At 62.1% G+C, this 23175-nt stretch carries 37 protein-coding genes; all 37 read right to left on the reverse strand.

Annotated features, from left to right (window positions below):
- Window positions 1–78 precede the first annotated feature (78 nt).
- Window positions 79–870: an ATP12 family chaperone protein gene (locus NKI63_RS13040; RefSeq protein ID WP_352507444.1), complete on the reverse strand. Its 792-nt coding sequence runs from the start codon at window positions 868–870 to the stop codon at window positions 79–81.
- 2 nt (window positions 871–872) lie between these two features.
- On the reverse strand, window positions 873–1730 hold the full coding sequence (locus NKI63_RS13045; protein WP_502896093.1) for a DMT family transporter: 858 nt from the start codon (window positions 1728–1730) through the stop codon (window positions 873–875).
- 68 nt (window positions 1731–1798) lie between these two features.
- Window positions 1799–2779 carry an RluA family pseudouridine synthase gene (locus NKI63_RS13050; RefSeq protein ID WP_352507446.1) on the reverse strand — a complete coding sequence of 327 codons (981 nt, stop codon included), beginning with the start codon at window positions 2777–2779 and terminating at the stop codon, window positions 1799–1801.
- A gap of 62 nt (window positions 2780–2841) precedes the next feature.
- Window positions 2842–3180: a DUF190 domain-containing protein gene (locus tag NKI63_RS13055; protein WP_254817158.1), complete on the reverse strand. Its 339-nt coding sequence runs from the start codon at window positions 3178–3180 to the stop codon at window positions 2842–2844.
- Entirely contained in the window at window positions 3177–3563 is a 387-nt protein-coding gene (crcB, locus tag NKI63_RS13060; RefSeq protein ID WP_502896091.1) for a fluoride efflux transporter CrcB, read from the reverse strand. Before crcB (NKI63_RS13060) ends, NKI63_RS13055 begins: the two co-directional genes overlap by 4 nt.
- A gap of 110 nt (window positions 3564–3673) precedes the next feature.
- Window positions 3674–4060 (reverse strand): fluoride efflux transporter CrcB, encoded by a 387-nt coding sequence (gene crcB / locus NKI63_RS13065; RefSeq protein ID WP_352507447.1) that lies wholly within the window; start codon window positions 4058–4060, stop codon window positions 3674–3676.
- 31 nt (window positions 4061–4091) lie between these two features.
- Window positions 4092–4922, reverse strand: a complete 831-nt coding sequence (locus NKI63_RS13070) for an aspartyl/asparaginyl beta-hydroxylase domain-containing protein (protein ID WP_352507448.1) — start codon at window positions 4920–4922, stop codon at window positions 4092–4094.
- 136 nt (window positions 4923–5058) lie between these two features.
- Window positions 5059–6369, reverse strand: coding sequence for a replication-associated recombination protein A (locus tag NKI63_RS13075; RefSeq protein WP_023675125.1), 1311 nt, complete (start codon window positions 6367–6369; stop codon window positions 5059–5061).
- A gap of 44 nt (window positions 6370–6413) precedes the next feature.
- Window positions 6414–7901: a DegQ family serine endoprotease gene (locus NKI63_RS13080; protein WP_352507449.1), complete on the reverse strand. Its 1488-nt coding sequence runs from the start codon at window positions 7899–7901 to the stop codon at window positions 6414–6416.
- A gap of 192 nt (window positions 7902–8093) precedes the next feature.
- Window positions 8094–8525 (reverse strand): 50S ribosomal protein L17, encoded by a 432-nt coding sequence (gene rplQ, locus NKI63_RS13085; RefSeq protein WP_023799277.1) that lies wholly within the window; start codon window positions 8523–8525, stop codon window positions 8094–8096.
- Window positions 8526–8641: 116 nt separating this feature from the next.
- On the reverse strand, window positions 8642–9652 hold the full coding sequence (locus tag NKI63_RS13090) for a DNA-directed RNA polymerase subunit alpha (RefSeq protein ID WP_023675128.1): 1011 nt from the start codon (window positions 9650–9652) through the stop codon (window positions 8642–8644).
- Window positions 9653–9756: 104 nt separating this feature from the next.
- Window positions 9757–10146, reverse strand: a complete 390-nt coding sequence (gene rpsK, locus NKI63_RS13095; protein ID WP_023799279.1) for a 30S ribosomal protein S11 — start codon at window positions 10144–10146, stop codon at window positions 9757–9759.
- A 138-nt stretch (window positions 10147–10284) separates the two neighbouring features.
- Window positions 10285–10653 carry a 30S ribosomal protein S13 gene (rpsM, locus tag NKI63_RS13100; RefSeq protein WP_006205445.1) on the reverse strand — a complete coding sequence of 123 codons (369 nt, stop codon included), beginning with the start codon at window positions 10651–10653 and terminating at the stop codon, window positions 10285–10287.
- A gap of 198 nt (window positions 10654–10851) precedes the next feature.
- Complete coding sequence (locus NKI63_RS13105; protein WP_352507450.1) at window positions 10852–11463, reverse strand: adenylate kinase; 612 nt, start codon at window positions 11461–11463, stop codon at window positions 10852–10854.
- Complete coding sequence (secY, locus tag NKI63_RS13110) at window positions 11460–12800, reverse strand: preprotein translocase subunit SecY (protein ID WP_023675130.1); 1341 nt, start codon at window positions 12798–12800, stop codon at window positions 11460–11462. The genes NKI63_RS13105 and secY overlap by 4 nt, the downstream gene beginning before the upstream one ends.
- 191 nt (window positions 12801–12991) lie before the next feature.
- Window positions 12992–13465, reverse strand: coding sequence for a 50S ribosomal protein L15 (gene rplO / locus NKI63_RS13115; RefSeq protein ID WP_023675131.1), 474 nt, complete (start codon window positions 13463–13465; stop codon window positions 12992–12994).
- Between the two features lie 22 nt (window positions 13466–13487).
- Entirely contained in the window at window positions 13488–13685 is a 198-nt protein-coding gene (gene rpmD, locus NKI63_RS13120; RefSeq protein ID WP_006205449.1) for a 50S ribosomal protein L30, read from the reverse strand.
- A 24-nt stretch (window positions 13686–13709) separates the two neighbouring features.
- Window positions 13710–14273: a 30S ribosomal protein S5 gene (gene rpsE, locus NKI63_RS13125; protein WP_006333394.1), complete on the reverse strand. Its 564-nt coding sequence runs from the start codon at window positions 14271–14273 to the stop codon at window positions 13710–13712.
- 83 nt (window positions 14274–14356) lie between these two features.
- Window positions 14357–14716 (reverse strand): 50S ribosomal protein L18, encoded by a 360-nt coding sequence (rplR, locus tag NKI63_RS13130; RefSeq protein WP_023675132.1) that lies wholly within the window; start codon window positions 14714–14716, stop codon window positions 14357–14359.
- A gap of 85 nt (window positions 14717–14801) precedes the next feature.
- Window positions 14802–15335 carry a 50S ribosomal protein L6 gene (gene rplF, locus NKI63_RS13135; RefSeq protein ID WP_023675133.1) on the reverse strand — a complete coding sequence of 178 codons (534 nt, stop codon included), beginning with the start codon at window positions 15333–15335 and terminating at the stop codon, window positions 14802–14804.
- 88 nt (window positions 15336–15423) lie between these two features.
- On the reverse strand, window positions 15424–15822 hold the full coding sequence (gene rpsH / locus NKI63_RS13140) for a 30S ribosomal protein S8 (protein WP_006205453.1): 399 nt from the start codon (window positions 15820–15822) through the stop codon (window positions 15424–15426).
- A 12-nt stretch (window positions 15823–15834) separates the two neighbouring features.
- Complete coding sequence (gene rpsN, locus NKI63_RS13145; RefSeq protein WP_023675134.1) at window positions 15835–16140, reverse strand: 30S ribosomal protein S14; 306 nt, start codon at window positions 16138–16140, stop codon at window positions 15835–15837.
- 27 nt (window positions 16141–16167) lie between these two features.
- On the reverse strand, window positions 16168–16746 hold the full coding sequence (gene rplE / locus NKI63_RS13150; protein WP_008875670.1) for a 50S ribosomal protein L5: 579 nt from the start codon (window positions 16744–16746) through the stop codon (window positions 16168–16170).
- Entirely contained in the window at window positions 16739–17053 is a 315-nt protein-coding gene (rplX, locus tag NKI63_RS13155; RefSeq protein WP_254817150.1) for a 50S ribosomal protein L24, read from the reverse strand. Before rplX ends, rplE begins: the two co-directional genes overlap by 8 nt.
- Before the next feature lie 12 nt (window positions 17054–17065).
- Complete coding sequence (rplN, locus tag NKI63_RS13160; RefSeq protein ID WP_006205457.1) at window positions 17066–17434, reverse strand: 50S ribosomal protein L14; 369 nt, start codon at window positions 17432–17434, stop codon at window positions 17066–17068.
- A gap of 82 nt (window positions 17435–17516) precedes the next feature.
- Window positions 17517–17756, reverse strand: coding sequence for a 30S ribosomal protein S17 (gene rpsQ, locus NKI63_RS13165; RefSeq protein WP_023675136.1), 240 nt, complete (start codon window positions 17754–17756; stop codon window positions 17517–17519).
- Window positions 17757–17767: 11 nt separating this feature from the next.
- Complete coding sequence (gene rpmC / locus NKI63_RS13170) at window positions 17768–17968, reverse strand: 50S ribosomal protein L29 (protein ID WP_006205459.1); 201 nt, start codon at window positions 17966–17968, stop codon at window positions 17768–17770.
- Window positions 17969–17981: 13 nt separating this feature from the next.
- Window positions 17982–18395: a 50S ribosomal protein L16 gene (gene rplP / locus NKI63_RS13175; protein ID WP_006205460.1), complete on the reverse strand. Its 414-nt coding sequence runs from the start codon at window positions 18393–18395 to the stop codon at window positions 17982–17984.
- A gap of 27 nt (window positions 18396–18422) precedes the next feature.
- Entirely contained in the window at window positions 18423–19145 is a 723-nt protein-coding gene (gene rpsC / locus NKI63_RS13180) for a 30S ribosomal protein S3 (protein WP_352507451.1), read from the reverse strand.
- Window positions 19145–19534 carry a 50S ribosomal protein L22 gene (gene rplV, locus NKI63_RS13185; RefSeq protein ID WP_006205462.1) on the reverse strand — a complete coding sequence of 130 codons (390 nt, stop codon included), beginning with the start codon at window positions 19532–19534 and terminating at the stop codon, window positions 19145–19147. Before rplV ends, rpsC begins: the two co-directional genes overlap by 1 nt.
- 2 nt (window positions 19535–19536) lie before the next feature.
- Complete coding sequence (rpsS, locus tag NKI63_RS13190; protein ID WP_006205463.1) at window positions 19537–19815, reverse strand: 30S ribosomal protein S19; 279 nt, start codon at window positions 19813–19815, stop codon at window positions 19537–19539.
- Window positions 19816–19831: 16 nt separating this feature from the next.
- The gene (rplB, locus tag NKI63_RS13195) at window positions 19832–20665 is read right to left on the reverse strand and encodes a 50S ribosomal protein L2 (RefSeq protein ID WP_023675138.1); all 834 of its coding nucleotides are present in this window, start codon (window positions 20663–20665) and stop codon (window positions 19832–19834) included.
- A gap of 22 nt (window positions 20666–20687) precedes the next feature.
- Window positions 20688–20981, reverse strand: coding sequence for a 50S ribosomal protein L23 (locus NKI63_RS13200; RefSeq protein ID WP_006205465.1), 294 nt, complete (start codon window positions 20979–20981; stop codon window positions 20688–20690).
- A complete protein-coding gene (rplD, locus tag NKI63_RS13205) occupies window positions 20978–21598 on the reverse strand; it encodes a 50S ribosomal protein L4 (RefSeq protein ID WP_352821750.1) in 621 nt (206 codons plus the stop codon). The genes NKI63_RS13200 and rplD overlap by 4 nt, the downstream gene beginning before the upstream one ends.
- Window positions 21598–22326, reverse strand: a complete 729-nt coding sequence (rplC, locus tag NKI63_RS13210) for a 50S ribosomal protein L3 (RefSeq protein WP_023717519.1) — start codon at window positions 22324–22326, stop codon at window positions 21598–21600. The genes rplD and rplC overlap by 1 nt, the downstream gene beginning before the upstream one ends.
- A gap of 96 nt (window positions 22327–22422) precedes the next feature.
- A complete protein-coding gene (rpsJ, locus tag NKI63_RS13215) occupies window positions 22423–22731 on the reverse strand; it encodes a 30S ribosomal protein S10 (RefSeq protein ID WP_006205468.1) in 309 nt (102 codons plus the stop codon).
- Window positions 22732–22794: 63 nt separating this feature from the next.
- On the reverse strand, window positions 22795–23175 hold a 381-nt coding region (locus NKI63_RS13220), incomplete at its 5' end, for an EF-Tu C-terminal domain-related protein (protein ID WP_477279498.1).

Below are 23175 nucleotides of genomic sequence, written 5' to 3' on the forward strand. Positions count from 1 at the left end.
AAGCAGTGCCCAGAGGCAGACCGCCTTTGGGATTATGACTTTGGTCTAATGTGCAGTGCGAAATAGCGGGCGGTGCCGTCAGCCTTTGAGAGCTTCGAGCAGCTTGACTGCGGCCATCATGTCGCGCTTGCGGGCAGCGCGGCGCGCGAGCGCCTCTGCATCATGGCCCCATTGCTCAGCCTGCCAGTCCTCGTCGACATGACCGGCAGCCCAGGCCGCCTCGCCGTCGAGCTCGCCGAAGTCGACGGCGAGCGCCAGCAGCGCCGATCCGGTCAGCGAGGTCATGACGTGGATGGCGGCAAGGCGCAGCGGATCGGCACGTTGGGCAAGATGCTGGCCGAGCAGCGCGATACTCTCGCGCGGCTGTTCGACATGGATCACGCCTTCGGCGAGATGGAACCGGGCGCCGAGTGCGCTGCGCACCCAGTCGATGACCGGGTCCCAATGCTCGTTCTGCCGGTCGACTAGTCCTTGGGGCGCATCGGCGCGGTAGCAGAGCAGATCGGATGAGGCGAAGCGCAGGACGTCCTCCAGCACCGCCTGGGGATCACAGGCGACGCCATCGATTGCCGTATTGACCAGACGCATCACCGGCATCGTCACCGGGTCGATGGTCTCCTCCTGTGCGGCGAATTCCTCGGCGACGAGAGCAGCCGCCTTTTCGGTCGGCAGCGCCAGCAGCGCCTTGGCCGGCGTGCGGACGGGCTTGCCATCGAGATGGACCGCAAAACCGTCTTCGACCGGTGCTACCGCGACCGTCTTGTAGAAGCGCTTCGGCAGTTGCGTCTTCATCTGGATCTGGGCGCGACGCACCGGGTCCGGATCGGAGAGCTGCTTTCCCGCTTCGAGGTCGTTCAATATGTCGCGCATGCTCATCCGGGGGCTTGTTTTCGGGCCGGCCGGTTGACGATGATAAGACCGGCGGCGATGAGGCCGAGTGCCAGGAAGATACGAACGGTCAACGGCTCGTTCAAGAAGACGGCGCCGCAGAGCACACCGAACACTGGCGACAGGAAGGTGAAGCTCGACAGTCCAGATGCAGGGTAGCGCCGGAGCAGCCAGAACCACAGAACATAGGTGAAGGCGACGACGTAGACGGCCTGGAACAACAGAGCCAAGGTCGGCAGAACGGCAAAGCTGCGGACTGGCGGGCCGGCAAAAGGCATCACCAAAATCCCGACGACGGCGGCCCCGGCCAGCTGATAGAGCAGCAGCTTTTCGGCGCTGGCCGTCACCAGCTTCGACCGCTTGATGACGATATTGGTCACGGCCCACAGAATGCCGGCGCCGAGACTGAGCAAATCGCCGCTCAATGTTGCGCCGCCATTGGCGCTCAGTTTGTCGGAAAACACCGCGACCAGTCCGGCGAAAGCGAGCAGAAGACCAACGAGCTTGCGTGCCGTGATGCTTTCACCCAGCAGGAAATGGCCGCCGACCAGCATCCAGAACGGCATGGTGTTGACCAGCAAGGTGTTGCGCACGACGGTGGTGTGTTCGAGCCCGACATACAGAAACAGGAACTCGAGACCGAAAAGCGCGCCTGCCAGAATGCCGGCGACGAGGGTCTTGTCGGGCGTGAACAGCGCGATGCCGCGCCAGCGGCACCAGCCGAAAACACACAGGCCGCCGATCACCGAGCGGGCGATCGACAGGAAAACGGCATCGTAGCCGGCATAGGAGATCTTGGCGGCGACGTAGTTCAGCCCCCAGGAAAAAGTCAGCCCAACCATGATGGCGGAGGCCGCCAGATCGACCGCGTCACGGCGGTCGAGCGTATCTGTGGCGACGCCCACCGGCCCTAGTCCTCCGCACTGGCGTCGTCGAAGCCGATCAGGTTCCAGCTCTGGCGCATGTGCGGCGGCATCGGCGCGGTGACGTCGACAAACCCCTTATCGGGATGCGGGATGACGATGCGGCGGGCGTGCAGATGCAGACGGTTCTGCATGCCGCCGGGAAAATCCCAATTGGTGTCGGCCTCGAAATATTTGGGGTCACCGATGATCGGGCAGCCGATATGCGCGGCATGGACACGAAGCTGGTGGGTGCGGCCGGTATACGGCTCCATCTCCAGCCAGGTCATCGTCTGTGCAGCCTGCTCGATGACACGGTAGTAGGACACGGCGTGGTCGGCGCCCTTTTCGCCATGCTTGGCGATGCGCACGCGATCGCCGTCGGGCGTCGGTTCCTTGATCAACCAGGTCGAGATCTTGTCCTCGCGCTTCGGCGGCACACCCTTGACCAGCGCCCAGTAGGTTTTCTTCGTCTCACGCGCCCGGAACGCTTCGGCGAGCTTCATGGCGGCGAGCCTTGTACGGGCGACAACCAGAACACCCGACGTGTCGCGGTCGAGCCGGTGCACCAGACGTGGCTTCTCGCCCTTCTGGTTGCGCCAGGCTTCCAGCATGTCGTCGACATTGCGGGTGACCCCGGAGCCGCCTTGCACCGCCAGGCCGGCCGGCTTGTTGAAGACGAAGACCTTCGGGTCCTCATGGATCAGCATCTTGGCCAGGACATCGGCGTCGCCCTGGTTGCGTATCGAATGGCCGGTCAGCGGGCTTTCGCCTTTCTTGTCGACTTCGAGCGGCGGCACACGCACCGTTTGGCCGGCTTCGACGCGGGTATCGGCCTTCACCCTGCCGCCGTCGACGCGGATCTGGCCGGAACGCAGCAGCTTCTGCAGATGACCAAAACCGAGACCGGGGAAATGGCTCTTGAACCAGCGGTCGAGCCGCATGCCCGCCTCACCGGCGTCCACTGTGATCTGTTCAACGCCTGCCATGATTCCAATCGCCGTTTTGCAGGCATGCAACGGCATTCGCCGGCACCCGCAATCTCACTCGGTTATTCGTTGTCGGTTCCATATTGCAGAACCTGAACTTTCTCCAGCGTAATCAAACCACTTGTCATGATTGTTTCAAGAACGGGCAGGAAAGCGGCCAATTTTTCCTCGTCATCGACGATCTCGATGACGAGGGGCAGATCCTCCGATAGGCGGAGGATCTTCGTGGTGTGAAGCCGGCTGGAATGGCCGAACCCCATCGCGCCGCGCAGGACTGTCGCGCCGGCGATCTGCATTTCGCGGGCCCTCAGCACGATAACCTCATACAGCGGACGGCCATCTGCCTTGTCGTTTTCGCCGATAAATATGCGCAGCAATTGTGCCTGTGTTGGTATCTTCATTGCCTGGACCCTCTCAGCCGGTTGAGGCGAACTGCAAAGATGTGGCCGAGCCAGACGGCGGCAAGCCAGGCCACCACGGAGATCGCGATATTGAGTCCAGCCGCCAGAAACCTCCCGCCTTGCGCGAGGGTGAGCGTTTCAAGGCTGAAGGCCGAGAAGGTCGTCAGGCCGCCACAGAAGCCGGCCATGAAGAACTGGCGCTGCAGCGGACCGGCGAAGACACGACCATCCGGTCCCGTCAATGTCGTGTAGAAGCCGATGAGGAATGAGCCGACAATGTTGACGAGGAGTGTGCCGAAGGGAAATCCAGCGCCCCACAGGGCAGTGCTCGTCGATGAGGCAAGCGCCCGCAGCACACCGCCGATCATGCTGCCTGCGGCCACGGTCGCATAGAGCCGAACCGCTTCGGAGGTTCTGCGCCAACCAATGAGGCGTCCGCCATGCCCGGCCGCGGCAGTGTCCGTCCCGTTGTGGCGGAGCTTCCGCGGGCCGCTCACGGCGCCCCGCTGCCAATCAGAAGACTTCCCGCGGCAAAGCCCAGCGTCACGCCGCCGAGGCTCAGGAAAACCGAAAGCAGCACATTTCCGCCGGCGCGCAGCCATTCGCCCTCGCGCGCCAGTGCCAGCGTCTGCAGGCTGAAGGAAGAGACCGTAGTGTAGCAACCGAGGCCGCCGGTGACGGCAAAGGCCCAGATGGCGGGCATGCCGTCGCGCGTCACCGCATGCGCAACGACACCGATTGCAAACGCTCCCGAGACGTTGACCACCATCGTGCCCCAGGGAAAGGTCTCGCCAACCCGGCGGGCGACGAAGCCGGACAAGAAGAAGCGGGCCATTGCGCCGATCGCGCCACCAAGGCAGACAAGCAAAAGATGATACATCGTGCTTCCTCACGCCGGTCACACCACGGTGTCAGGCGGCTCCGGCCTTCTTCGGCTTGCTGGAGGCGATCATCTTCCAGTTCTTGTAGAACATGGCATTGATGCGCTCGACGCTGACCGAAACGATGGCCAGGAGTGTCGAGATCAGACCGGGAAACGGCGACGGGCGAATGATGTCCATGAACACACAGTAGCGGCGCCCGTCATACTGGTTGACCGAGCGATGCAGCAGTGTGTCATCGAAGATGAACAGCGGGTTCTCGTGCCAGTAGTTCTTGGCGTTGCCGCACTCGACAAACACTTCCGATTTCACCGGGATGAGGTTGTAGAGAATGCGCAGGCTGAGCCGGAGCGGGCCAAAGTGCCAGGAAGTCGATTCCCTGCCGCTGAAAACAGAAACGGCAATCGTCTTGATATATTTGAAATCCTTGTTGAATTCGGCAACGTTGTCTATTTTGTGCTTGCCATACCACTGATAGACATACATGCCGCGCCGGCCGCTGCCGAAATTGGCGTCGATATCGGCGATGATCTCGTCCTTGCGCTCCTTGAATACGTCCAGGACCTCGTTGACCTCGCGTTGATAGTCCGGAGGAAACTGGTCCAGTTTCCAGACACCCCGGTTTCTGTAGCACAGCAGATCGACCAGCAGATTGAAGGGCGAAAGCAGCCAGGTGAAGATGCCGTTGCCGAGGAAATAACCACTGAACAGGGCCCAGTTCTTGTTGTCGTTGCGCAACACGTCGATCAGACCGAGGACAATGAAAATTGTCATCAGGATGGGAATGAAATAAAAGCCGAGCGCCAGCAGCGGGATCGCTATGGCGAACTTCCGAAGGGTCTTGCGAGATTTTTTCGTCATTTTTCCACGCGCCAGGCGCGATTCCGTTCTGAATATCGTCGGTACGTTTCTGGCCTGTCCGCCGGCCGAAGGCGCATCTTGATAGGGTTTTTTGTCACGCCAGACAACGGCGATCACGCCACTGTGCGACTGGCAGCTATTTTTCCCGCTCGCTGCGCAGCTTCGCCCAATAGTCCAGCCGCTTCCTGATATCGCGCTCGAAGCCGCGCTCGGGCGGGTCGTAGAATGTCTGCCTTCCCATCTTCTCCGGAAAATAGTCCTGGCCGGAAAAAGCGTCGGGTTCGTCGTGGTCGTAGCGATAGCCGGCGCCGTAATCTTCCTGTTTCATCAGCTTGGTCGGCGCATTGAGAATGTGCTTGGGCGGCAGCAGCGAACCGAATTCCTTCGCCGCCTGTGTGGCGGCCTTGAACGCGGTATAGACAGCATTGGATTTCGGCGCGGTGGCGAGATAGACGGTCGCCTCGGCGAAGGCCAGTTCGCCCTCGGGCGAGCCCAGATAGTCGTAGGCGTCCTTGGCGGCGTTAGCGACGACGAGCGCCTGCGGGTCGGCCAGCCCGATATCCTCCATCGCCATGCGCACCAACCGGCGCCCGAGATAAAGCGGATCTTCGCCGGCGTCGAACATGCGGGCCAGATAGTAGAGTGCCGCGTCGGGGTCGGAGCCGCGCACCGATTTGTGCAACGCGGAGATCAAATTGTAATGGCCGTCCTGGCCTTTGTCGTAGATCGGCGCGCGGCGCTGGACGATGCGCTGCAGAGCTTCGGCGCCGAACACCTCCTTTGATTTCGCTGCGCGCCAGACCTCTTCGGCGAGCGTCAGCGCCGCGCGGCCGTCGCCGTCGCTCATGCGGATGAGCATCGCACGCGCGTCTTCATCGAGCGGCAGCGCCCTGCCCTCTGCCTCCTCGGCCCGCGCCAGCAACTTGGCGATGCTGTCTTCGCCGAGCGAGTGAAAGACCAGCACGCGCGCGCGCGACAAAAGCGCGGCGTTAAGCTCGAAGGACGGGTTCTCGGTGGTGGCGCCGACCAGCACGACGGTGCCGTCTTCCATCACGGGCAGAAAACTGTCCTGCTGGGCGCGGTTGAAACGGTGGATCTCGTCGACGAACAGCAGCGTCTGGCGGCCGTTCGAGCGGCGCAGCTTCGCTGCCTCGAACACTTTCTTCAGGTCGGCAACGCCGGAAAACACGGCCGAGATCTGTTCGAAGGCGAGGCTTGTCTCGCCGGCAAGCAGCCGTGCGACCGTGGTCTTGCCGGTGCCGGGCGGGCCCCAGAAGATCATCGAGCCGAGCGAGCCGGAGCCGATCAGCCGCGTCAGCGCGCCGTCGGGTCCGGTCAGATGCTCCTGGCCGACGACCTCGCCGAGGTTCTTTGGGCGCAAACGGTCGGCCAGCGGCCTGCCGGGCGGCGTCTTTTCCGGTTCATCGACACTGAACAGATCGGCCATGCAACTTCTTCTTGCCTGGAGCCCGATCATGCTGACGGTCGGGCTCAGTAACGCAACACCTGGCGCAGTATCTGCCCGCCGCGCTCGACGGTAAAGCGCCACCAGCGCGTATCCTGCTGGGCTACCTGTTCCAGGGTCGCCGCCTTGTCGATCGTCAGGCCATTGACCTCACGCACGATGTCGCCCGGCTGGAATCCAAAATCGGCAGCGGGCGAATCGCGGTTGATGTCGACCACGGTTACGCCTTTGACATCGGTGCGCAGACCGAGCCGTTGGGCAAGCCGTGGCGACAGTTCAGCAACCTTGGCGCCGGAAAAGGGGCTGCGGCCGCGCAATGTGAGTTCCGCAGCTTTGGCGCCTTCGGGCGGTCGTTCCAGAGCGATGTCCATCGTCGCTTGCTGACCCTTGCTCAGAACGCCGAAGCTGGCATTCGTACCAATCGACAGCGTCGCCATCCGGTAGTCCAGCGCCCCGACGCTCTCGACCGGCTTGCCGTTGAGCGACAGCACTACGTCGCCAGGCTTGAGCCCTGCCTTGGCCGCGGGTCCCGCCTCTTCGACCGAAGAAACCAGCGCACCGGTCGGTTTGTCCATGCCGAGCGATTCCGCAATCTGCGGCGTCACCGCCTCGAACTCGGCACCGGCATACGGCCGCTCGAAGAAGTCGAGCCCGGCCTTGGCCGCATCGGCGAAGGCGCGGACCATGTTCGAAGGGATGGCAAAGCCGATGCCGATCGAGCCGCCGCTACGGCTATAGATCGCGGTGTTGATGCCGATCAGCTGCCCTCCCATGTTGACCAGCGCGCCACCGGAATTGCCGGGGTTGATGGCGGCATCGGTCTGGATGAAGAAGCTGGAATCGGAGATGCCGATATGGCTGCGCGCCACCGCCGAAATGATGCCGCTGGTGGTGGTCTGGCCGACCCCGAACGGATTGCCGATCGCCAACACCAGGTCGCCGACCTCGAGCGCGTCGGAATCGCCGATGGCGATCACCGGGAACGGCTTGTCAGAAGAAATCTTGAGCACGGCGAGGTCGAGCGTCTCATCCTTGAGCAGCACCTTACTGTCGAATTCGCGCCCGTCGGCGGTCGCGACCTTGACCTGGTCGGCGTCCTTGACGACATGGAAATTGGTGACCACGACGCCGGTCGGATCGACCAGTACCCCCGAACCGAGCGACGACTGCGCGCGCGGCTGCGAGCGGCCGAAGAACTCCTCGAAAAACGGATCGCCGTCGAAGGGTGACGCCACCTTGGCGGTCTGCGAGGCGTAGACATTGACTACAGCCGGCGCCGTCTGCTTGACCAGCGGCGCAAAGGACAGCTGCACCTCCTCGCGGCCGAAGGGCACGCGCTTGTCGGGGCCGGAGGTGGCGTTTTCGCCTTCGACGCCATGCAACAGATCGGTCAGCACGTCGGACAGACCAGGATCTGGCTTGGTCTCCTCCGCCAGCGCGTGCCTGGCCGCAGGCACGACGGCCAACGCCATCAAGGCGCAGATCAGAACAATGGACAGCCGTTTAACGCGCATTCCGAATCCTCCAAGTCGGGCGCCATTGTCCTGACGATTGTGCAAAATGAAAGGCTAAGCCGCTGAAATCCGATTATTTTGGTAGTCGCCGCAAAAACCGGTGACAAAACCCCTGCTAGCCCTGCCCGGTACCTTCGGAAACAGAAAAAGGGGCCCGAAGGCCCCTTTTGAACTTCTCAGGAAAGCCGAGCCTTATGCGGCTGCGGCTTCCTCGTCGGTGCCTTCGGCCTCGATGCGGGCACGGTCGCCGGCGCCCTTGGCCGAGGTGTCGCGGTCGACGAACTCGATGACCGCCATTGCCGCGTTATCACCGTGGCGGAAGCCGGCCTTCATGATGCGCAGATAGCCGCCGTTGCGGGTGGCATAACGTGGCGCGATGGTATCGAACAGGCGCTTGACGACGCCTTCATTGCCGATCTGGGCAATAACCTGGCGGCGGGCGTGCAGGTCGCCGCGCTTGCCGAGCGTCACCAGCTTCTCGACGATCGGACGCAAATCCTTCGCCTTCGGCAGCGTGGTGAGGATCTGCTCGTGCTCGATAAGCGACACGGCAAGGTTGGCAAACATCGACTTGCGATGGCTTATGCTGCGGGCGAACCGGCGGCCTTTAAATCCGTGGCGCATGGCTCTTCTCCTTCATTGCGGTTTCAAGAGGCCTGAGCCCCAGTTGGTTAGCCGCATGATCTTGTCCGAAAAGTCTGCAACTTTTTGCTGCGCTGACCTTCGGTTCGGGATCATGCTTAATATTGATCTTCGTAACGCTTGGCGAGGTCTTCGATGTTTTCCGGCGGCCAGTCCGGCACTTCCATGCCGAGATGCAGGCCCATCGCCGCCAAGACCTCCTTGATCTCGTTCAGCGACTTGCGGCCGAAGTTCGGGGTGCGCAGCATCTCGGCTTCGGTCTTCTGGATCAGGTCGCCGATATAGACGATGTTGTCGTTCTTCAGGCAGTTGGCCGAACGCACCGAAAGCTCGAGCTCGTCGACCTTCTTGAGCAGCGCCGGGTTGAAGGCAAGCTCGGTAACCTGTTCGGCGGCGACTTCCTTCTGCGGCTCGTCGAAATTGACGAACAGGCCGAGCTGGTCCTGCAGGATGCGAGCGGCGAAGGCCACTGCGTCCTCGCCCGAGATCGAACCATCGGTCTCGATGGTCATGGTCAGCTTGTCATAGTCGAGAACCTGGCCCTCGCGGGTGTTCTCGACCTTGTAGGAGACCTTTTTGACCGGCGAATACAGGCTGTCGACGGGGATCAGCCCGATCGGCGCGTCCTCGGCGCGGTTGCGGTCGGCCGGCACATAGCCCTTGCCGGTGTCGACGGTGAATTCCATGCGGATTTCAGCGCCCTCGTCCAGCGTGCAGATGACGTGGTCGGGATTGAGTATCTCGACGTCGCCAACGGTCTGGATGTCGCCGGCGAGAACCGCACCCGGTCCCTGCTTGCGTACGACCATGCGCTTGGGGCCGTCGCCTTCCATACGGATGGCGATTTCCTTGATGTTCAAGACGATGTCGGTCACGTCCTCGCGCACGCCGGCGATGGACGAGAATTCATGCAGAACGCCGTCGATCTGCACGGCGGTCACAGCCGCGCCACGCAGCGAAGATAGAAGCACGCGGCGCAGCGCGTTGCCGAGGGTGAGGCCGAAGCCGCGCTCGAGCGGCTCGGCGACGAGCGTGGTCAGCGTCTTCTTCTTCGACGAGAACTCGATCTTGTTCGGCTTTATCAGTTCTTGCCAATTTTTCTGGATCATAGTGCTTTCCTTCCGTTGTCCCGCCACCATCCAATCGTGGCGGGCGACCTGGAATACCGTGGAGGAGCGCCCTTGAGGCGCTCGCGCGGCGTTCGGTAAATTCTTTAAACGCGGCGCTTCTTGCGCGGGCGGCAACCATTATGCGGGATCGGCGTCACATCACGGATCGAGGTGATGGTGAAGCCGGCGGCCTGCAGCGCGCGCAGCGCCGATTCACGACCGGAGCCGGGTCCACAGACCTCGACCTCCAGCATACGCATGCCGTGTTCCTGGGCCTTCTTGGCAACATCTTCGGCGGCCATCTGGGCAGCGAACGGGGTCGACTTGCGCGATCCCTTGAAGCCCTGGGCTCCAGCCGACGACCAGGCAATCGAGTTACCCTGCGCGTCGGTAATGGTGATCATCGTGTTGTTGAAGGTCGAATTAACGTGGGCAACGCCCGACGAGATGTTCTTGCGTTCGCGACGGCGAACACGAGTGGCTTCCTTGGCCATGATGGTCCTTTCAGTTGATCTCTACACCGCCGTAATGCCAGCGGCTCCACCAGGGAGAAGGCAGTAGGGGAATATGGCAGTAGGGCAGTATGTCTGCCGTTCCTAGTGCCTTACTGCCCTACTCCTTACTGCCCTAAATTACTTCTTCTTTCCGGCAATCGACTTGGCCGGCCCCTTGCGGGTGCGCGCATTGGTATGTGTGCGCTGACCACGAACCGGCAGCGAGCGGCGGTGACGCAGACCGCGGTAGCAGCCGAGGTCCATGAGTCGCTTGATGTTCATTGACACTTCGCGGCGCAGATCGCCCTCGACCTGATAGTCGCGGTCGATGGTCTCGCGGATCTGCAGCACTTCCGCGTCGGTCAGCTGGTTGACGCGACGCTCGGCCGGGATGCCGACCTTGTCGACGATCTCCTGGGCGAACTTCTTGCCAATGCCGTGAATGTATTGAAGCGCGATGACGACGCGCTTGTTGGTCGGAATGTTGACGCCGGCTATACGAGCCATGTTCTTCTCTTCTCCATGTAGGCCGGGCGAGCCGGCGCTTCAAGTTGCCCCGCGTCCGGTGGAGGCCGGCCCTTGCGGGAGTTTCCAGTTCAAAGCGGCCTGCCTTGCCCTTGCGGACAAGCAAGCCTCATGCCTGATAGGAAGACGGGCCGCCATACCCCAGCGGGCCGCTCCAGTCAAGCGCAATCGTTCGATTCTCTAGCCGGCCGCTCGGCCAACCTGCCGGGTCGTCGCCCTGAGCACCGCCTCGATCTGCTGCGTCACCGCATCGATGTCGGCCATGCCATCGACGCCCTTGAGTTTGCCCTTGGCATAGTAGTAGCCGATCAGCGGCGAGGTTTTCTTGTAATATTCCCTCAAGCGTTCTTCGAACACCGCTGGACTGTCGTCCTTGCGCACCGGCAGGCCTGCGGCCTTGGCTTCTTCGGCGCGCTTGACGATTCGGCCAACCAGCGCCTTGTCGTCGACGACAAATTCGATGACCGCGTCTAGCTCCAGTCCGCGATCCGACAGCATTTCCTCAACGGCGTCCGCTTGCACCAGAGTTCGGGGATACCCGTCAAGGATGAAACCGTTTGCGCAATCAGCTTGATCGATGCGCTCGGCCACGATGGCATTGACGATAGCGTCGGACACCAGTTCGCCAGCGTCCATCACCGCCTTGGCGCGCTTGCCGACTTCGGTGCCGGCCTGAACAGCAGCACGCAGCATGTCCCCCGTGGAAAGCTGTGGGATGCCGTGTCGTTCTACCAGTCTCAGTGCTTGTGTCCCCTTGCCCGCCCCCGGCGGTCCAAGCAATATCAACCTCATCTGGCCTTTTTCCCCCCGCGCAACTTCGACTTCTTGATCAGGCCCTCATACTGGTGCGCGATCAGGTGACCCTGAATCTGCGCCACCGTATCGAGCGTTACACTGACCACGATCAGGAGCGAAGTGCCACCAAGGTAGAACGGTACGCCAGTCGCTGAAATCAGGAACTCGGGCAACAGACACACCAGCACCAGATAAATGGCGCCGACGACGGTGATGCGGGTGAGCACATAGTCGATATAGTCCGCAGTGCGCTCGCCCGGACGATAGCCCGGGATGAAGCCCGAATGCTTCTTGAGCTGGTCGGCGGTGTCCTTCGGATTGAAGACGATCGCCGTATAGAAGAAGGCGAAGAACACGATCATCGCCGCGTAGAAGGCCATATAGAGCGGTTGGCCGTGGCCGAGCGCCGCCAGGATGGTGCTAGCCCATGCAGGCATATTGGTGGTCTGCGAGAAGCCGGCGACGGTCGCAGGCAGTAGCAGCAGCGACGAGGCGAAGATCGGCGGAATGACGCCGGACGTGTTGAGCTTCAGCGGCAGATGCGAGGTATCGCCCTGGAACATGCGATTGCCAACCTGGCGCTTGGGATACTGGATCAGCAGGCGGCGCTGGGCGCGCTCGAAGAAGACGATCAGCGCGATGACGATGATGGCGAGCACGATGATCGCCAGGATCAGGCCGGTCGACAAGGCGCCGGTGCGGCCAAGCTCCAGCGTGCCGGAGATGGCGCGCGGCAGGCCGGCGACGATGCCGGAGAAGATGATCAGCGAAATGCCGTTGCCGATGCCCCGGGCGGTGATCTGCTCGCCAAGCCACATCAGGAACATGGTGCCGCCGACCAGCGTGACGACGGTAGAGATGCGGAAGAACATGCCGGGATCGTTGACGATGCCGTTGCCGCCCTCAAGCCCGACCGAAATCCCGTACGCCTGGACAAGCGCCAGAAGCACTGTGCCGTAGCGCGTGTACTGGTTGATGATCTTGCGGCCCTGCTCGCCTTCCTTCTTCAGCGCTTCCAGCGATGGAATGACCGAGGTCATCAGCTGCATAATGATGGAAGCGGAGATATAGGGCATAATGCCAAGGGCAAAGATCGCCATGCGCTGCACGGCGCCGCCGGCGAACATGTTGAACATGCCGAGCACGCCCTTGCTCTGCGACGAGAAGGCCTGGGCGAAAGCGTCGGGATTGATGCCGGGCAGCGGGATGTAGGTGCCAAGACGGTAGACGAGCAGCGCGCCGATGGTGAACCAGATGCGCTTCTTCAAATCCTCGGCTTTGGCGAAGGCCGAAAAATTCAGATTCGAGGCTAGTTGTTCAGCAGCCGAAGCCATGCCTGATTCTCCGCTTGGTCACGCTCGATGCCCGCAGCTCAGGCGGCGCGTGTCACCGAAGCTCACGAGATAAGCTCCGGACTGCAAACATGCAAGCGGCCGCGTTGATGCGGCCGCCACATCTGTCGGATCAAAGCACGACCGCAGGCAAAACCGAATTCCGCCTTTGCCGAACGTGCTTCAAATTGCCGTTACTCGGCGGCTGCCTGCTCAGGCAGTTTCACCGAGCCGCCGGCCTTTTCGATCTTCTCGATCGCGGCCTTGGAGGCTCCGGCCACGTCGAAGGCAAGCTTGGCCTTGATGTCGCCGTCCGAAAGGATGCGCACGCCGTCCTTGACGCGACGGATGACGCCGGCCGCAACCAGCGCCTCGGCCGTCACAACTGTCTTAGCGTCAAGCTTCTTGGCATCGAGCGCCGCCTGGATGCGGGCCAGCGACACGACAGTGAAGCTCTTGGCGAAGATATTGTTGAAGCCGCGCTTCGGCAGACGCCGGTAGAGCGGCATCTGGCCACCCTCGAAGCCGTTGACGGCGACACCGGAGCGCGCCTTCTGGCCCTTAACGCCGCGACCGGCGGTCTTGCCCGAACCGGAACCGATGCCACGGCCGAGACGCTTCTTGGAGTGCGTCGCGCCGTCCTTGTCACGCAGATCATTGAGTTTCATCTGGATTCTCCTGCGCTCTGGCTCAGCCCTCGTCCACGACGCGGACGAGATGCTGGACGGCAGCGATCATGCCGCGCACCGAGGGCGTATCCTCCAGCGTGCGCTGCTTGTGCATCTTGTTGAGGCCGAGGCCGACCAGCGTTGCGCGCTGCTCCTTCGGCCGGCGGATCGGCGAACCGATCTGCTCGACGGTGATGGTCTTGGTTGCTTTCTTGGCCATGGTCAGATCCCTGGTCAGCGTCGACTATTCTTCAGCCGCAACGGCGGTGCCGCGGCGGGCCTGAAGGGTCGAATACTTGATGCCGCGCGCGGCAGCCACATCCTTCGGATGCATCTGGCTCTTCAGCGCGTCGAAAGTGGCGCGAACCATGTTGTAGGGGTTGGAAGAACCCATCGACTTGGCGACCACGTCATGCATGCCGAGCGTCTCGAATACGGCGCGCATCGGGCCGCCGGCGATGATGCCGGTACCTTGCTTGGCGGCGCGCAGCAGGACCCGTCCCGCGCCCCAGCGTCCCTCGACGTCATGGTGCAGCGTGCGGCCCGAGCGCAACGGCACGAAGATCATGTCGCGCTTGGCCGATTCGGTCGCCTTGCGGATCGCCTCCGGCACTTCGCGCGCCTTGCCGTGGCCGAAGCCGACGCGGCCCTTCTGGTCGCCGACGACAACGAGTGCTGCAAAGCCGAAGCGCCGGCCGCCCTTGACGACCTTGGCGACACGGTTGATGTGGACGAGCTTGTCGACCATGCCGTCGTCGCGCTCTTCGCGATCACGGCCACGGCCGCCATCCCTACGTTCCTGTGCCATATCCTGTTCCTTGTTTTTTTCCGGAAGCACGGTTGATGATGATATCCGGCGGCCTCTGTGGGTCGCCGGGGCGAATTTCGTTTTTAGAAGCTCAGACCACCTTCACGTGCAGCCTCGGCAAGCGCCTTGACGCGGCCGTGGTAGATGTAGGCGCCGCGGTCGAAGACGACTTCCTTGACGCCGGCCTTCGAGGCACGCTCGGCGATCAGCTTGCCGATGGCAGCTGCGGCCGCGGTGTCGGCGCCGGTCTTGAGCGAGCCCTTGAGCTCCTTCTCAAGCGTCGAAGCAGCCGCGATGGTGTGGCCCTTGGCGTCGTCGATCACCTGGACATAGATGTTCTTCGACGTGCGATGGACCGACAAACGCGGACGATCGCCGGCAACCTTTTTGATCTGGCGGCGGACGCGCTGAGCGCGGCGTTGGGTGGATTCTTTCGAGCCCATGATATCAGTTCCTTGCCTTCAAAAAACGGGGGCAACCATATGCGGTAGGACGAGCCTCCCGCGACCGCTCCCCGCGGCGTTAAAATTACTTCTTCTTGCCTTCCTTGCGGACGATCTTCTCGCCAGCATAGCGAACGCCCTTGCCCTTGTAGGGCTCGGGGCTGCGGTACTCGCGGATCTCGGCGGCAACCTGGCCGACCTGCTGCTTGTCGATGCCGGTCACGGTGATTTCCGTCGGCTTCGGCACCGAAATCGTCACGCCCTGCGGCGTCTCGTAGACAACGTCGTGGCTGAAGCCGAGCGCCAGCTGCAGGTTCTTGCCTTGCATCGCGGCGCGATAGCCGACGCCGGTGATCTCGAGCTTCTTTTCGAAGCCGTCCTTGACGCCCTGCAGGATGTTGACGATCTGCGTGCGCGACATGCCCCATTTGGAACGGGCGGTCTTGGTCTGGTCGCGCGGCTGGACAGCGATCTCGCTGCCTTCCATCTTGACCAGCACTTCGTCGTTCACCACGAACTTCAGCTCGCCCTTCGGACCCTTCGCCGTCACGGTCTGGCCGTTGACGGTCGCGGTCACGCCCTGCGGCAGCGAAACGGGTTTCTTTCCAATACGAGACATTCTGTTGTCCTCGTCACTTCTCTTGTTTCAGGTCTCGGTTTTCGGGACTTGATCCCGAAAGCCGGATTCCAACGGGTCACATACCAGATCAGAAGATCTGGCAGAGGATTTCCCCGCCGACATTCTGTTCGCGCGCTTCGTGGTCGGCCATCACACCCTTCGGCGTCGAAAGAATGGCGATGCCGAGGCCGTTGGCGACGTGTGGTATCGACTTGGCCGAAACGTAGACGCGGCGGCCGGGCTTCGAGACCCGGGCGATTTCGCGCACCACCGGCGCACCGTCGAAATACTTCAGCTCGATCTCGATTTCGGACTTGCCGTTGTCGAAGTCGGTCTGGCTGTAGTCGCGGATATAGCCTTCGGCCTTCAGCACGTCGAGGACACGGGTGCGCAGGCGCGAAGCCGGCGTCGAAACGCTCGACTTCTTACGGCCATACGCGTTGCGGATGCGGGTCAGCATATCGCCGAGAGGATCGCTCAATGACATCTTATGTCCTCCTTACCAGCTCGACTTGACCAGGCCCGGGATCTGGCCGTTATTGCCGAGATCACGAAGCGCGATACGCGATACTTTGAGCTTGCGATAATAGGCACGCGGACGTCCGGTGACTTCGCAGCGGTTGCGGATGCGGGTCTTGGCCGAGTTGCGCGGCAGCGCCGAAAGCTTCAGCTGAGCGCGGAAGCGCTCTTCCATCGGCTTGGACTGATCCATGATGATCGCCTTGAGCACCTTGCGCTTGGCAGCGAACTGGTCCGCAAGCTTGCGGCGCCTGTTGTTCTTCTCGACTGAGCTGGTCTTTGCCATTTCAGATTTTTCCTTTTCTCGCTGCCGTTACTGGCGGAAGGGGAAGTTGAAGGCCTTGAGCAATGCCCTGGCTTCGTCGTCCGTCTTCGCAGTCGTACAAACGATGACGTCCATGCCCCAGATCTGATCAACCTTGTCGTAGTTGATCTCCGGGAACACGATGTGTTCCTTGATGCCCATGGCATAGTTGCCACGGCCATCGAAGCTCTTCGGGTTGAGCCCGCGGAAGTCGCGGACGCGCGGCAGTGCGATGTTCACGAGGCGGTCGAGGAACTCGTACATGCGTTCCTTGCGCAGCGTGACCTTGGCGCCGATCGGCATCTTCTCGCGGACCTTGAAGCCGGCGATCGAGTTGCGGGCGCGGGTGACAACGGCCTTCTGGCCGGCGATCATTGCAAGGTCCTCCGCCGCGATCGAAGGCTTCTTCGAATCGCCGGTCGCCTCGCCGACGCCCATGTTCAACACGATCTTGTCGATGCGCGGAACCTGCATCTCGTTCTCGTAGCCGAACTGCTCCTGCAGCGCCTTGCGAATGGTCTCGTTGTAGACCTGCTTGAGGCGCGGCGTGTTCTGGGCAGTTGCCTGCTTGGTTTGAGCCTTAGCCATTGATGACTTCTCCCGAGCGCTTGGCGACGCGCACCTTCTTGCCGTCCTTCTGGAAGATGAAGCCGACGCGGGTCGGCTTGCCATCCTTGGGGTCGGCCAGCGCGATGTTCGACAGCTGGATCGGCGCTTCCTTGGTGATGATCCCGCCCTCTTGGGACTGGGACTGCTTCTGATGACGACGGATCAGGTTGACGCCGCGCACCAGCGCGGTGTCGTCCTTCGGCTGCACCGAAAGGACTTCGCCCGAACGGCCCTTGTCCTTGCCGGCCAGCACGACGACCTTGTCGCCTTTTCTAATCTTTTGCATTGGTCCGGCTCCTTACAGCACTTCAGGCGCGAGCGAGATGATCTTCATGTGGTTCTTGGCGCGGAGTTCGCGCGGAACCGGTCCGAAGATACGCGTGCCGATCGGCTCTTTCTTGTTGTCGACGAGAACGGCTGCGTTCTTGTCGAAACGGATCACGCTGCCGTCCGGGCGGCGGATGTCCTTGGCCGTGCGAACCACGACCGCCTTCATCACATCGCCCTTCTTGACGCGGCCGCGCGGGATGGCTTCCTTGATCGACACCACGATGATGTCGCCCACGGAAGCGTATTTCCGCTTCGAGCCGCCCAGCACCTTGATGCACATGACACGACGGGCGCCGGAATTATCCGCGACGTCGAGGTTTGTTTGCATCTGAATCATGACTGGCCGCCTTCTTCTTTTCTAACGGGACGGGTTTCTCACCCCTCCCCGGTCTGTCCAAAATTCGTTTCGTTAGCCCCGATCAGGCCTGGTCCGAAGACACCACGACCCAGCGCTTGTCCTTGGAAATCGGCTTCGATTCCTGGATGAACACCTGATCACCGACCTTGTGGGCGTTGTTCTCGTCGTGCGCCTTGTACTTCTTGGTCATGCGCACGGTCTTCTTCATCACGGGATGCGTGAAGCGCCGTTCGACCTTGACGACAACCGTCTTCTCGTTCTTGTCGCTGACGACGGTGCCCTGCAGAATGCGCTTTGGCATGGTTTTCGTCCTTAAGCCTTCTTGGCCGCGGACTTTTCCGCAGCGATGGTCTTGATACGCGCAATGTCCTTGCGGACCTGCCTCACGCGCGCGGTCTTCTCAAGCTGGCCGGTGGCCTTCTGGAAGCGCAGGTTGAACTGCTCCTTCTTCAGGCTGGCCAGGTCGTCGGTCAGCTGGTCCTGCGTCTTGGTCCGGATGTCTTCGGCTTTCATGATCAGCCCGTCCTTATTCTGCGATGCGCTGTACGAAGCGCGTCCTGACCGAGAGCTTGGCCGCGCCGAGACGCAGCGCCTCACGGGCGGTTTCTTCGTTGACGCCGTCGATCTCGAACATGATGCGACCCGGCTTGACGCGTGCCGCCCAGTAGTCGACGGCGCCCTTGCCCTTACCCATACGGACTTCAGTCGGCTTCGACGTAACCGGCACGTCCGGGAAGATACGGATCCACACCCGGCCGGCGCGCTTCATCTCGCGGGTGATCGCGCGGCGAGCCGCCTCGATCTCACGCGCGGTGACGCGATTCGGCTCAAGCGCCTTCAGCCCGAAACCACCGAAATCCAGGTTGGTGCCGCCCTTGGCGGTACCGTGGATGCGGCCCTTGAACTGCTTGCGGAACTTTGTGCGCTTTGGCTGCAGCATCGTTCTAACTCCAAATTCCTGACTGTCTTACGCGTTTTCGCGACGGCGACCGCGCTCGCGCTCACCACCACCATGCGCATGATCGCCCTCGGTGGCGCGGCGCTCCGAAGCCATCGGGTCGTGCTCGAGGATCTCGCCCTTGAACACCCAGACCTTGACGCCGCAGATACCGTAGGCCGTATTCGCCTCGGCCGTGCCGTAGTCGACATCGGCGCGCAGCGTATGCAGCGGCACGCGGCCTTCGCGATACCATTCCATGCGCGCGATCTCGGCGCCGCCGAGACGGCCGGCGCAGTTGATGCGGATGCCTTCGGCACCCAGGCGCATCGCCGACTGGACGGCGCGCTTCATGGCGCGGCGGAACGCGATGCGGCGCTCGAGCTGCTGGGCGATCGACTGGGCGACCAGGGTCGCGTCGATCTCCGGCTTGCGCACTTCGACGATGTTCAAATGCGTCTCGGACTTGGTCATCTCCATCAGCTTCTTGCGAAGCTTCTCGATGTCGGCGCCCTTCTTGCCGATGATCAGGCCCGGACGCGCCGCATGGATGGTGACGCGGCACTTCTTGTGCGGACGCTCGATCACGACCTTCGAGATCGCAGCCTGCTTGAGTTCCTTCTCAAGATATTTGCGGATCTTGATGTCCTCGTGCAGCAGCTTGCCGTATTCGCCGGTGTTCGCGAACCACCGCGAATCCCAAGTGCGGTTGATGCCGAGACGCAGACCGATCGGATTGACTTTCTGGCCCATTATGCGGCCTCCCCTTTTTCTTCGACTTCACGAACGACGATCGTGAGGTGCGAGAACGGCTTCTCGATACGGCTGGCGCGACCACGGCCACGGGCATGGAACCGCTTCATGACAATCGACTTGCCGACATAGGCTTCCGCCACGATCAGCGCATCGACGTCGAGGTCGTGGTTGTTTTCCGCGTTGGCGATCGCCGATTCCAGCGTCTTCTTGACCGTGCCGGAAATCCGCTTGGCCGAGAATTCGAGGTCGGAAAGCGCTGTCGCGACCTTCTTGCCGCGGATCAGCGCGGCAACCAGGTTCAGCTTCTGCGGGCTGATACGGATCGTGCGCAACACGGCGCGCGCTTCGTTGTCAGCAAGCCTGCGCGGAGCTTTGGCCTTGCCCATGATTATTTCCTCTTCGCCTTCTTATCCGCGCCGTGACCGTAATAGGTCCGGGTCGGAGCGAATTCACCGAACTTGTGACCGACCATGTCCTCGTTCACCGAGACGGGAACGTGTTTCTGGCCGTTGTAGACACCGAAGGTGAAGCCGACGAACTGCGGCAGGATGGTGGAGCGGCGGCTCCACATCTTGATCACCTCATTGCGACCACCTTCACGAACCTTGTCCACCTTCTTCAGAAGGTAGCCGTCGATGAAGGGGCCTTTCCAAATCGAACGAGTCACTTGGCGTTACCTCTTCTTAGCTCTTGCGCTGATGGCGCGAGCGCAGGATGAACTTGTCGGTCGCCTTGTTGGACCGCGTCTTCTTGCCCTTGGTCGGCTTGCCCCAGGGCGAAACCGGATGGCGGCCACCCGAGGTGCGGCCTTCGCCGCCGCCATGCGGATGGTCGACCGGGTTCATGGTCACGCCGCGATTGTGCGGACGTTTGCCACGCCACACGGTGCGGCCAGCCTTGCCGTCATTGATGTTACCGTGGTCTGGGTTGGACACGGCGCCGACAGTGGCCATGCAGGAGCCGTGGACGACACGCTGCTCGCCCGAATTGAGGCGCAGGATCGCCATGCCCTGGTCGCGGCCGACGAGCTGGCCATAACCACCGGCCGAACGGGCGACCTGAGCGCCCTTGCCGGGCTTCAGCTCGATATTATGGACGATCGTGCCGACCGGCATCGAGGCCAGCGGCATCGCATTGCCCGGCTTCACGTCGACCGATTCACCGGCCACGATCTTGTCGCCGGGAGCCAGACGCTGCGGGGCGATGATGTAGGACAGCTCGCCATCGTCGTACTTGATCAGCGCGATGAAGGCGGTGCGGTTCGGATCGTACTCGATACGCTCAACCGTACCGACGACGTCGAACTTGCGGCGCTTGAAGTCGATGATGCGGTAGGTGCGCTTGTGACCGCCGCCGATGAAGCGGGCCGTGATGCGGCCGTAATTGTTGCGGCCGCCCGACTTGGTCAGGCCTTCGGTCAGGCCCTTGACGGGCTTGCCCTTGTAGAGGCCCGAGCGGTCGACGATGACCAGCTGACGGGTGCTCGGCGTTACCGGGTTGAATTTTTTCAGTGCCATTGTTCTGTCCTCGCGACCTTGCTCAGAGACCCGTCGCGACGTCGATCGACTGGCCGTCGGCCAGCGTCACAACCGCCTTCTTGACGTCGCTCTGGCGGCCGATCGTGCCGCGGAAGCGCTTGATCTTGCCCTTGCGGACAAGCGTGTTCACAGCCATCACCTTGACGCCGAACAGCGCTTCGACGGCGGCCTTGATTTCCGGCTTCGACGCCTTCTTGGCGACATTGAAGACGACCTGGTTCTGCTCGGAAGCCATGGTCGACTTTTCGGTGATCGCCGGCGAGACGATCACGTCGTAGTGACGAAGGTCGGTCATTTGAAGCGCTCCTCGAGAGCCTCGACGGCGGCCTTGGAAAGGACCAGCGTGCCGCGGCGCAGAATGTCGTAGACGTTGATGCCCTGGATGGGCAGCACGTCGATGTTCGGGATGTTGGTCGCGGCCAGCTTGAAATTCTTGTCAAGCTCGGCGCCGCCGATCACCAGGGCGTTGCTCAGGCCCAGCGTCGCGAAATTCGCGATCAGTGCGTTGGTCTTGGCCTCGGTCAGCTTCAGCTCGTCGATGATGATGATCGACGCGCTTTTGGCCTTGGCCGAAAGCGCATGCTTGAGACCGAGCGCACGCACCTTCTTCGGCAGATCGTGCTCGTGGCTGCGCACGACCGGGCCGTGGGCCTTGCCGCCGCCGCGGAACTGCGGAGCGCGAGCCGAATGGTGACGGGCGCGGCCGGTACCCTTCTGCTTGTACATCTTGGCGCCGGTGCGGGCGATTTCCGCGCGGCCCTTGGCCTTGTGCGTGCCCTGCTGCTTCTTGGCGAGCTGCCAGCGCACGACGCGCTGCAGGATGTCCTCGCGCGGATCAAGGCCGAAAATCTCTTCGGAGAGCTTCAGCTTACCGGCGTCCTTGCCGCCAAGCGTTGTAATCTTGAGGTCCATTATTCCGCTCCCTCTGTGGCCGGGGCCTCGTTCTTGGCGGCACCATCGGTTGCAACGGCGCGGATCGCGGCGGGCTTCGGCGCATTGGCCGGAAGCGCCACCTTGGCCGCATCGCGGACCAGGATCCATGCACCCTTCGAACCCGGGACCGCACCGCGGATCAGGATCAGGCCACGATCGGCGTCGGTCGAGACGACCTCGACATTCTGCGTGGTGACGCGGGTGTCACCCATGTGTCCGGCCATATGCTTGCCCTTGAACACCTTGCCCGGATCCTGGCGCTGGCCGGTCGAGCCGTGTGTACGGTGCGACACCGAGTTGCCGTGCGTCGCGCGGCCGCCACCCATGTGGTGCCGCTTGATGACGCCCTGGAAACCCTTGCCGATCGTGGTTCCCGTCACATCGACCTTCTGGCCGACGACGAAATGCTCGACGGTGATCTCGGCGCCGACATCGATCATGTTGTCGGCGGAGACGCGGAACTCGGCAACCTTGGCCTTGGGCTCGACGGAAGCGGTCGCGAAATGGCCGCGCATCGCCTTCGACGTGTTCTTCACCTTGGCAAGGCCAACGCCGAGCTGGACGGCGGTATAGCCGTTCTTCTCCTGCGTGCGCTGCGCCACGACCTGGCAGTTCTCCATCTGGAGAACAGTGACGGGAACATGTTCCCCGGCATCGTTGTAGATGCGGGTCATTCCCACCTTCTTTGCAATCACACCTGAACGCATCGGTTCAATTCCTTTAGAGTTCCCTGTCGGGGCTGTCGCCCCTCCACGCCTCTTGTTCCTTCAGAGTTCCGGGTCGCCCCGCTGACCTCTGGTTTCTTAGAGCTTGATCTCGACGTCGACACCGGCGGCCAGGTCGAGCTTCATCAAAGCATCGACCGTCTGCGGGGTCGGGTCGACGATGTCGAGCAGACGCTTGTGCGTGCGCATCTCGAACTGCTCGCGGCTCTTCTTGTCGACGTGAGGCGACCGGTTGACCGTGAACTTTTCGATCCGCGTCGGCAGCGGAATTGGGCCGCGGACGTTGGCGCCGGTGCGCTTGGCGGTCGACACGATTTCCCGTGTCGAGGCGTCGAGCACCCGGTGATCAAACGCCTTCAGGCGGATGCGGATATTCTGTCCGTTCATGCGTCACTTCCTTGTTCTGGCGCGGCGCGGGCAGCGCCCGCGACAGATCGGTTTAAGTCCAAATTACTCTTTGATGGTGACGACGATGCCGGCACCGACGGTGCGGCCGCCTTCACGGATGGCGAAGCGCAGCTTCTCTTCCATGGCGATCGGCACGATCAGCTCGACATCGACGGTGATGTTGTCGCCCGGCATCACCATCTCGGTGCCTTCCGGCAGCGACACGATGCCGGTCACGTCCGTCGTGCGGAAATAGAACTGCGGACGGTAGTTGGTGAAGAACGGCGTATGGCGGCCGCCCTCGTCCTTGGTCAGGATGTAGGCTTCGGCAACGAACTTCTTGTGCGGCTTGACGGTGCCGGGCTTGGCCAGGACCTGGCCGCGCTCGACGCCTTCACGGTCGACACCGCGCAGCAGCGCGCCGATGTTGTCGCCGGCCTGGCC

The sequence above is a fragment of the Mesorhizobium sp. M0410 genome (assembly GCF_040321435.1).
In the GTDB taxonomy this organism is placed as follows: domain Bacteria; phylum Pseudomonadota; class Alphaproteobacteria; order Rhizobiales; family Rhizobiaceae; genus Mesorhizobium.

Bases quoted from the DNA above. Each gene is read 5' to 3' on its own strand.
- rpsQ (WP_023675136.1), bottom strand. From the start codon at position 17,756: ATGCCAAAGCGCATTCTGCAGGGCACCGTCGTCAGCGACAAGAACGAG.
- NKI63_RS13075 (WP_023675125.1), bottom strand. From the start codon at position 6,369: ATGGCCGATCTGTTCAGTGTCGATGAACCGGAAAAGACGCCGCCCGGC.
- rplF (WP_023675133.1), bottom strand. From the start codon at position 15,335: ATGTCTCGTATTGGAAAGAAACCCGTTTCGCTGCCGCAGGGCGTGACC.
- rpmD (WP_006205449.1), bottom strand. From the start codon at position 13,685: ATGGCCAAGAAAGCAACCAAGACCATCACCGTCGAGCAGATCGGTTCG.
- rpsE (WP_006333394.1), bottom strand. From the start codon at position 14,273: ATGGCACAGGAACGTAGGGATGGCGGCCGTGGCCGTGATCGCGAAGAG.
- NKI63_RS13055 (WP_254817158.1), bottom strand. From the start codon at position 3,180: ATGAAGATACCAACACAGGCACAATTGCTGCGCATATTTATCGGCGAA.
- NKI63_RS13200 (WP_006205465.1), bottom strand. From the start codon at position 20,981: ATGACCGACCTTCGTCACTACGACGTGATCGTCTCGCCGGCGATCACC.
- rpsH (WP_006205453.1), bottom strand. From the start codon at position 15,822: ATGTCATTGAGCGATCCTCTCGGCGATATGCTGACCCGCATCCGCAAC.
- rplD (WP_352821750.1), bottom strand. From the start codon at position 21,598: ATGGACCTCAAGATTACAACGCTTGGCGGCAAGGACGCCGGTAAGCTG.
- rplQ (WP_023799277.1), bottom strand. From the start codon at position 8,525: ATGCGCCACGGATTTAAAGGCCGCCGGTTCGCCCGCAGCATAAGCCAT.
- NKI63_RS13080 (WP_352507449.1), bottom strand. From the start codon at position 7,901: ATGCGCGTTAAACGGCTGTCCATTGTTCTGATCTGCGCCTTGATGGCG.
- rpsC (WP_352507451.1), bottom strand. From the start codon at position 19,145: ATGGGCCAGAAAGTCAATCCGATCGGTCTGCGTCTCGGCATCAACCGC.
- rpsJ (WP_006205468.1), bottom strand. From the start codon at position 22,731: ATGAACGGACAGAATATCCGCATCCGCCTGAAGGCGTTTGATCACCGG.
- rplX (WP_254817150.1), bottom strand. From the start codon at position 17,053: ATGCAAAAGATTAGAAAAGGCGACAAGGTCGTCGTGCTGGCCGGCAAG.
- rplE (WP_008875670.1), bottom strand. From the start codon at position 16,746: ATGGCTAAGGCTCAAACCAAGCAGGCAACTGCCCAGAACACGCCGCGC.
- rplO (WP_023675131.1), bottom strand. From the start codon at position 13,465: ATGAAACTCAATGATCTGCGTGACAAGGACGGCGCGACGCACTCCAAG.
- rpsN (WP_023675134.1), bottom strand. From the start codon at position 16,140: ATGGCAAAGACCAGCTCAGTCGAGAAGAACAACAGGCGCCGCAAGCTT.
- secY (WP_023675130.1), bottom strand. From the start codon at position 12,800: ATGGCTTCGGCTGCTGAACAACTAGCCTCGAATCTGAATTTTTCGGCC.
- NKI63_RS13040 (WP_352507444.1), bottom strand. From the start codon at position 870: ATGCGCGACATATTGAACGACCTCGAAGCGGGAAAGCAGCTCTCCGAT.
- rplP (WP_006205460.1), bottom strand. From the start codon at position 18,395: ATGCTGCAGCCAAAGCGCACAAAGTTCCGCAAGCAGTTCAAGGGCCGC.
- NKI63_RS13090 (WP_023675128.1), bottom strand. From the start codon at position 9,652: ATGATCCAGAAAAATTGGCAAGAACTGATAAAGCCGAACAAGATCGAG.
- NKI63_RS13045 (WP_502896093.1), bottom strand. From the start codon at position 1,730: ATGGTTGGGCTGACTTTTTCCTGGGGGCTGAACTACGTCGCCGCCAAG.
- rpmC (WP_006205459.1), bottom strand. From the start codon at position 17,968: ATGAAAGCCGAAGACATCCGGACCAAGACGCAGGACCAGCTGACCGAC.
- rpsK (WP_023799279.1), bottom strand. From the start codon at position 10,146: ATGGCCAAGGAAGCCACTCGTGTTCGCCGTCGCGAACGCAAGAACATC.
- NKI63_RS13105 (WP_352507450.1), bottom strand. From the start codon at position 11,463: ATGAGGTTGATATTGCTTGGACCGCCGGGGGCGGGCAAGGGGACACAA.
- rplV (WP_006205462.1), bottom strand. From the start codon at position 19,534: ATGGGCAAGGCCAAAGCTCCGCGCAGGCTTGCTGACAACGAAGCGCGC.
- rplR (WP_023675132.1), bottom strand. From the start codon at position 14,716: ATGGGCTCGAAAGAATCCACCCAACGCCGCGCTCAGCGCGTCCGCCGC.
- rplN (WP_006205457.1), bottom strand. From the start codon at position 17,434: ATGATTCAGATGCAAACAAACCTCGACGTCGCGGATAATTCCGGCGCC.
- NKI63_RS13050 (WP_352507446.1), bottom strand. From the start codon at position 2,779: ATGGCAGGCGTTGAACAGATCACAGTGGACGCCGGTGAGGCGGGCATG.
- rpsM (WP_006205445.1), bottom strand. From the start codon at position 10,653: ATGGCTCGTATAGCCGGCGTCAACATTCCGACCAACAAGCGCGTCGTC.
- crcB (WP_352507447.1), bottom strand. From the start codon at position 4,060: ATGTATCATCTTTTGCTTGTCTGCCTTGGTGGCGCGATCGGCGCAATG.
- rplB (WP_023675138.1), bottom strand. From the start codon at position 20,665: ATGGCACTGAAAAAATTCAACCCGGTAACGCCGAGCACCCGTCAGCTG.
- NKI63_RS13070 (WP_352507448.1), bottom strand. From the start codon at position 4,922: ATGACGAAAAAATCTCGCAAGACCCTTCGGAAGTTCGCCATAGCGATC.
- rplC (WP_023717519.1), bottom strand. From the start codon at position 22,326: ATGCGTTCAGGTGTGATTGCAAAGAAGGTGGGAATGACCCGCATCTAC.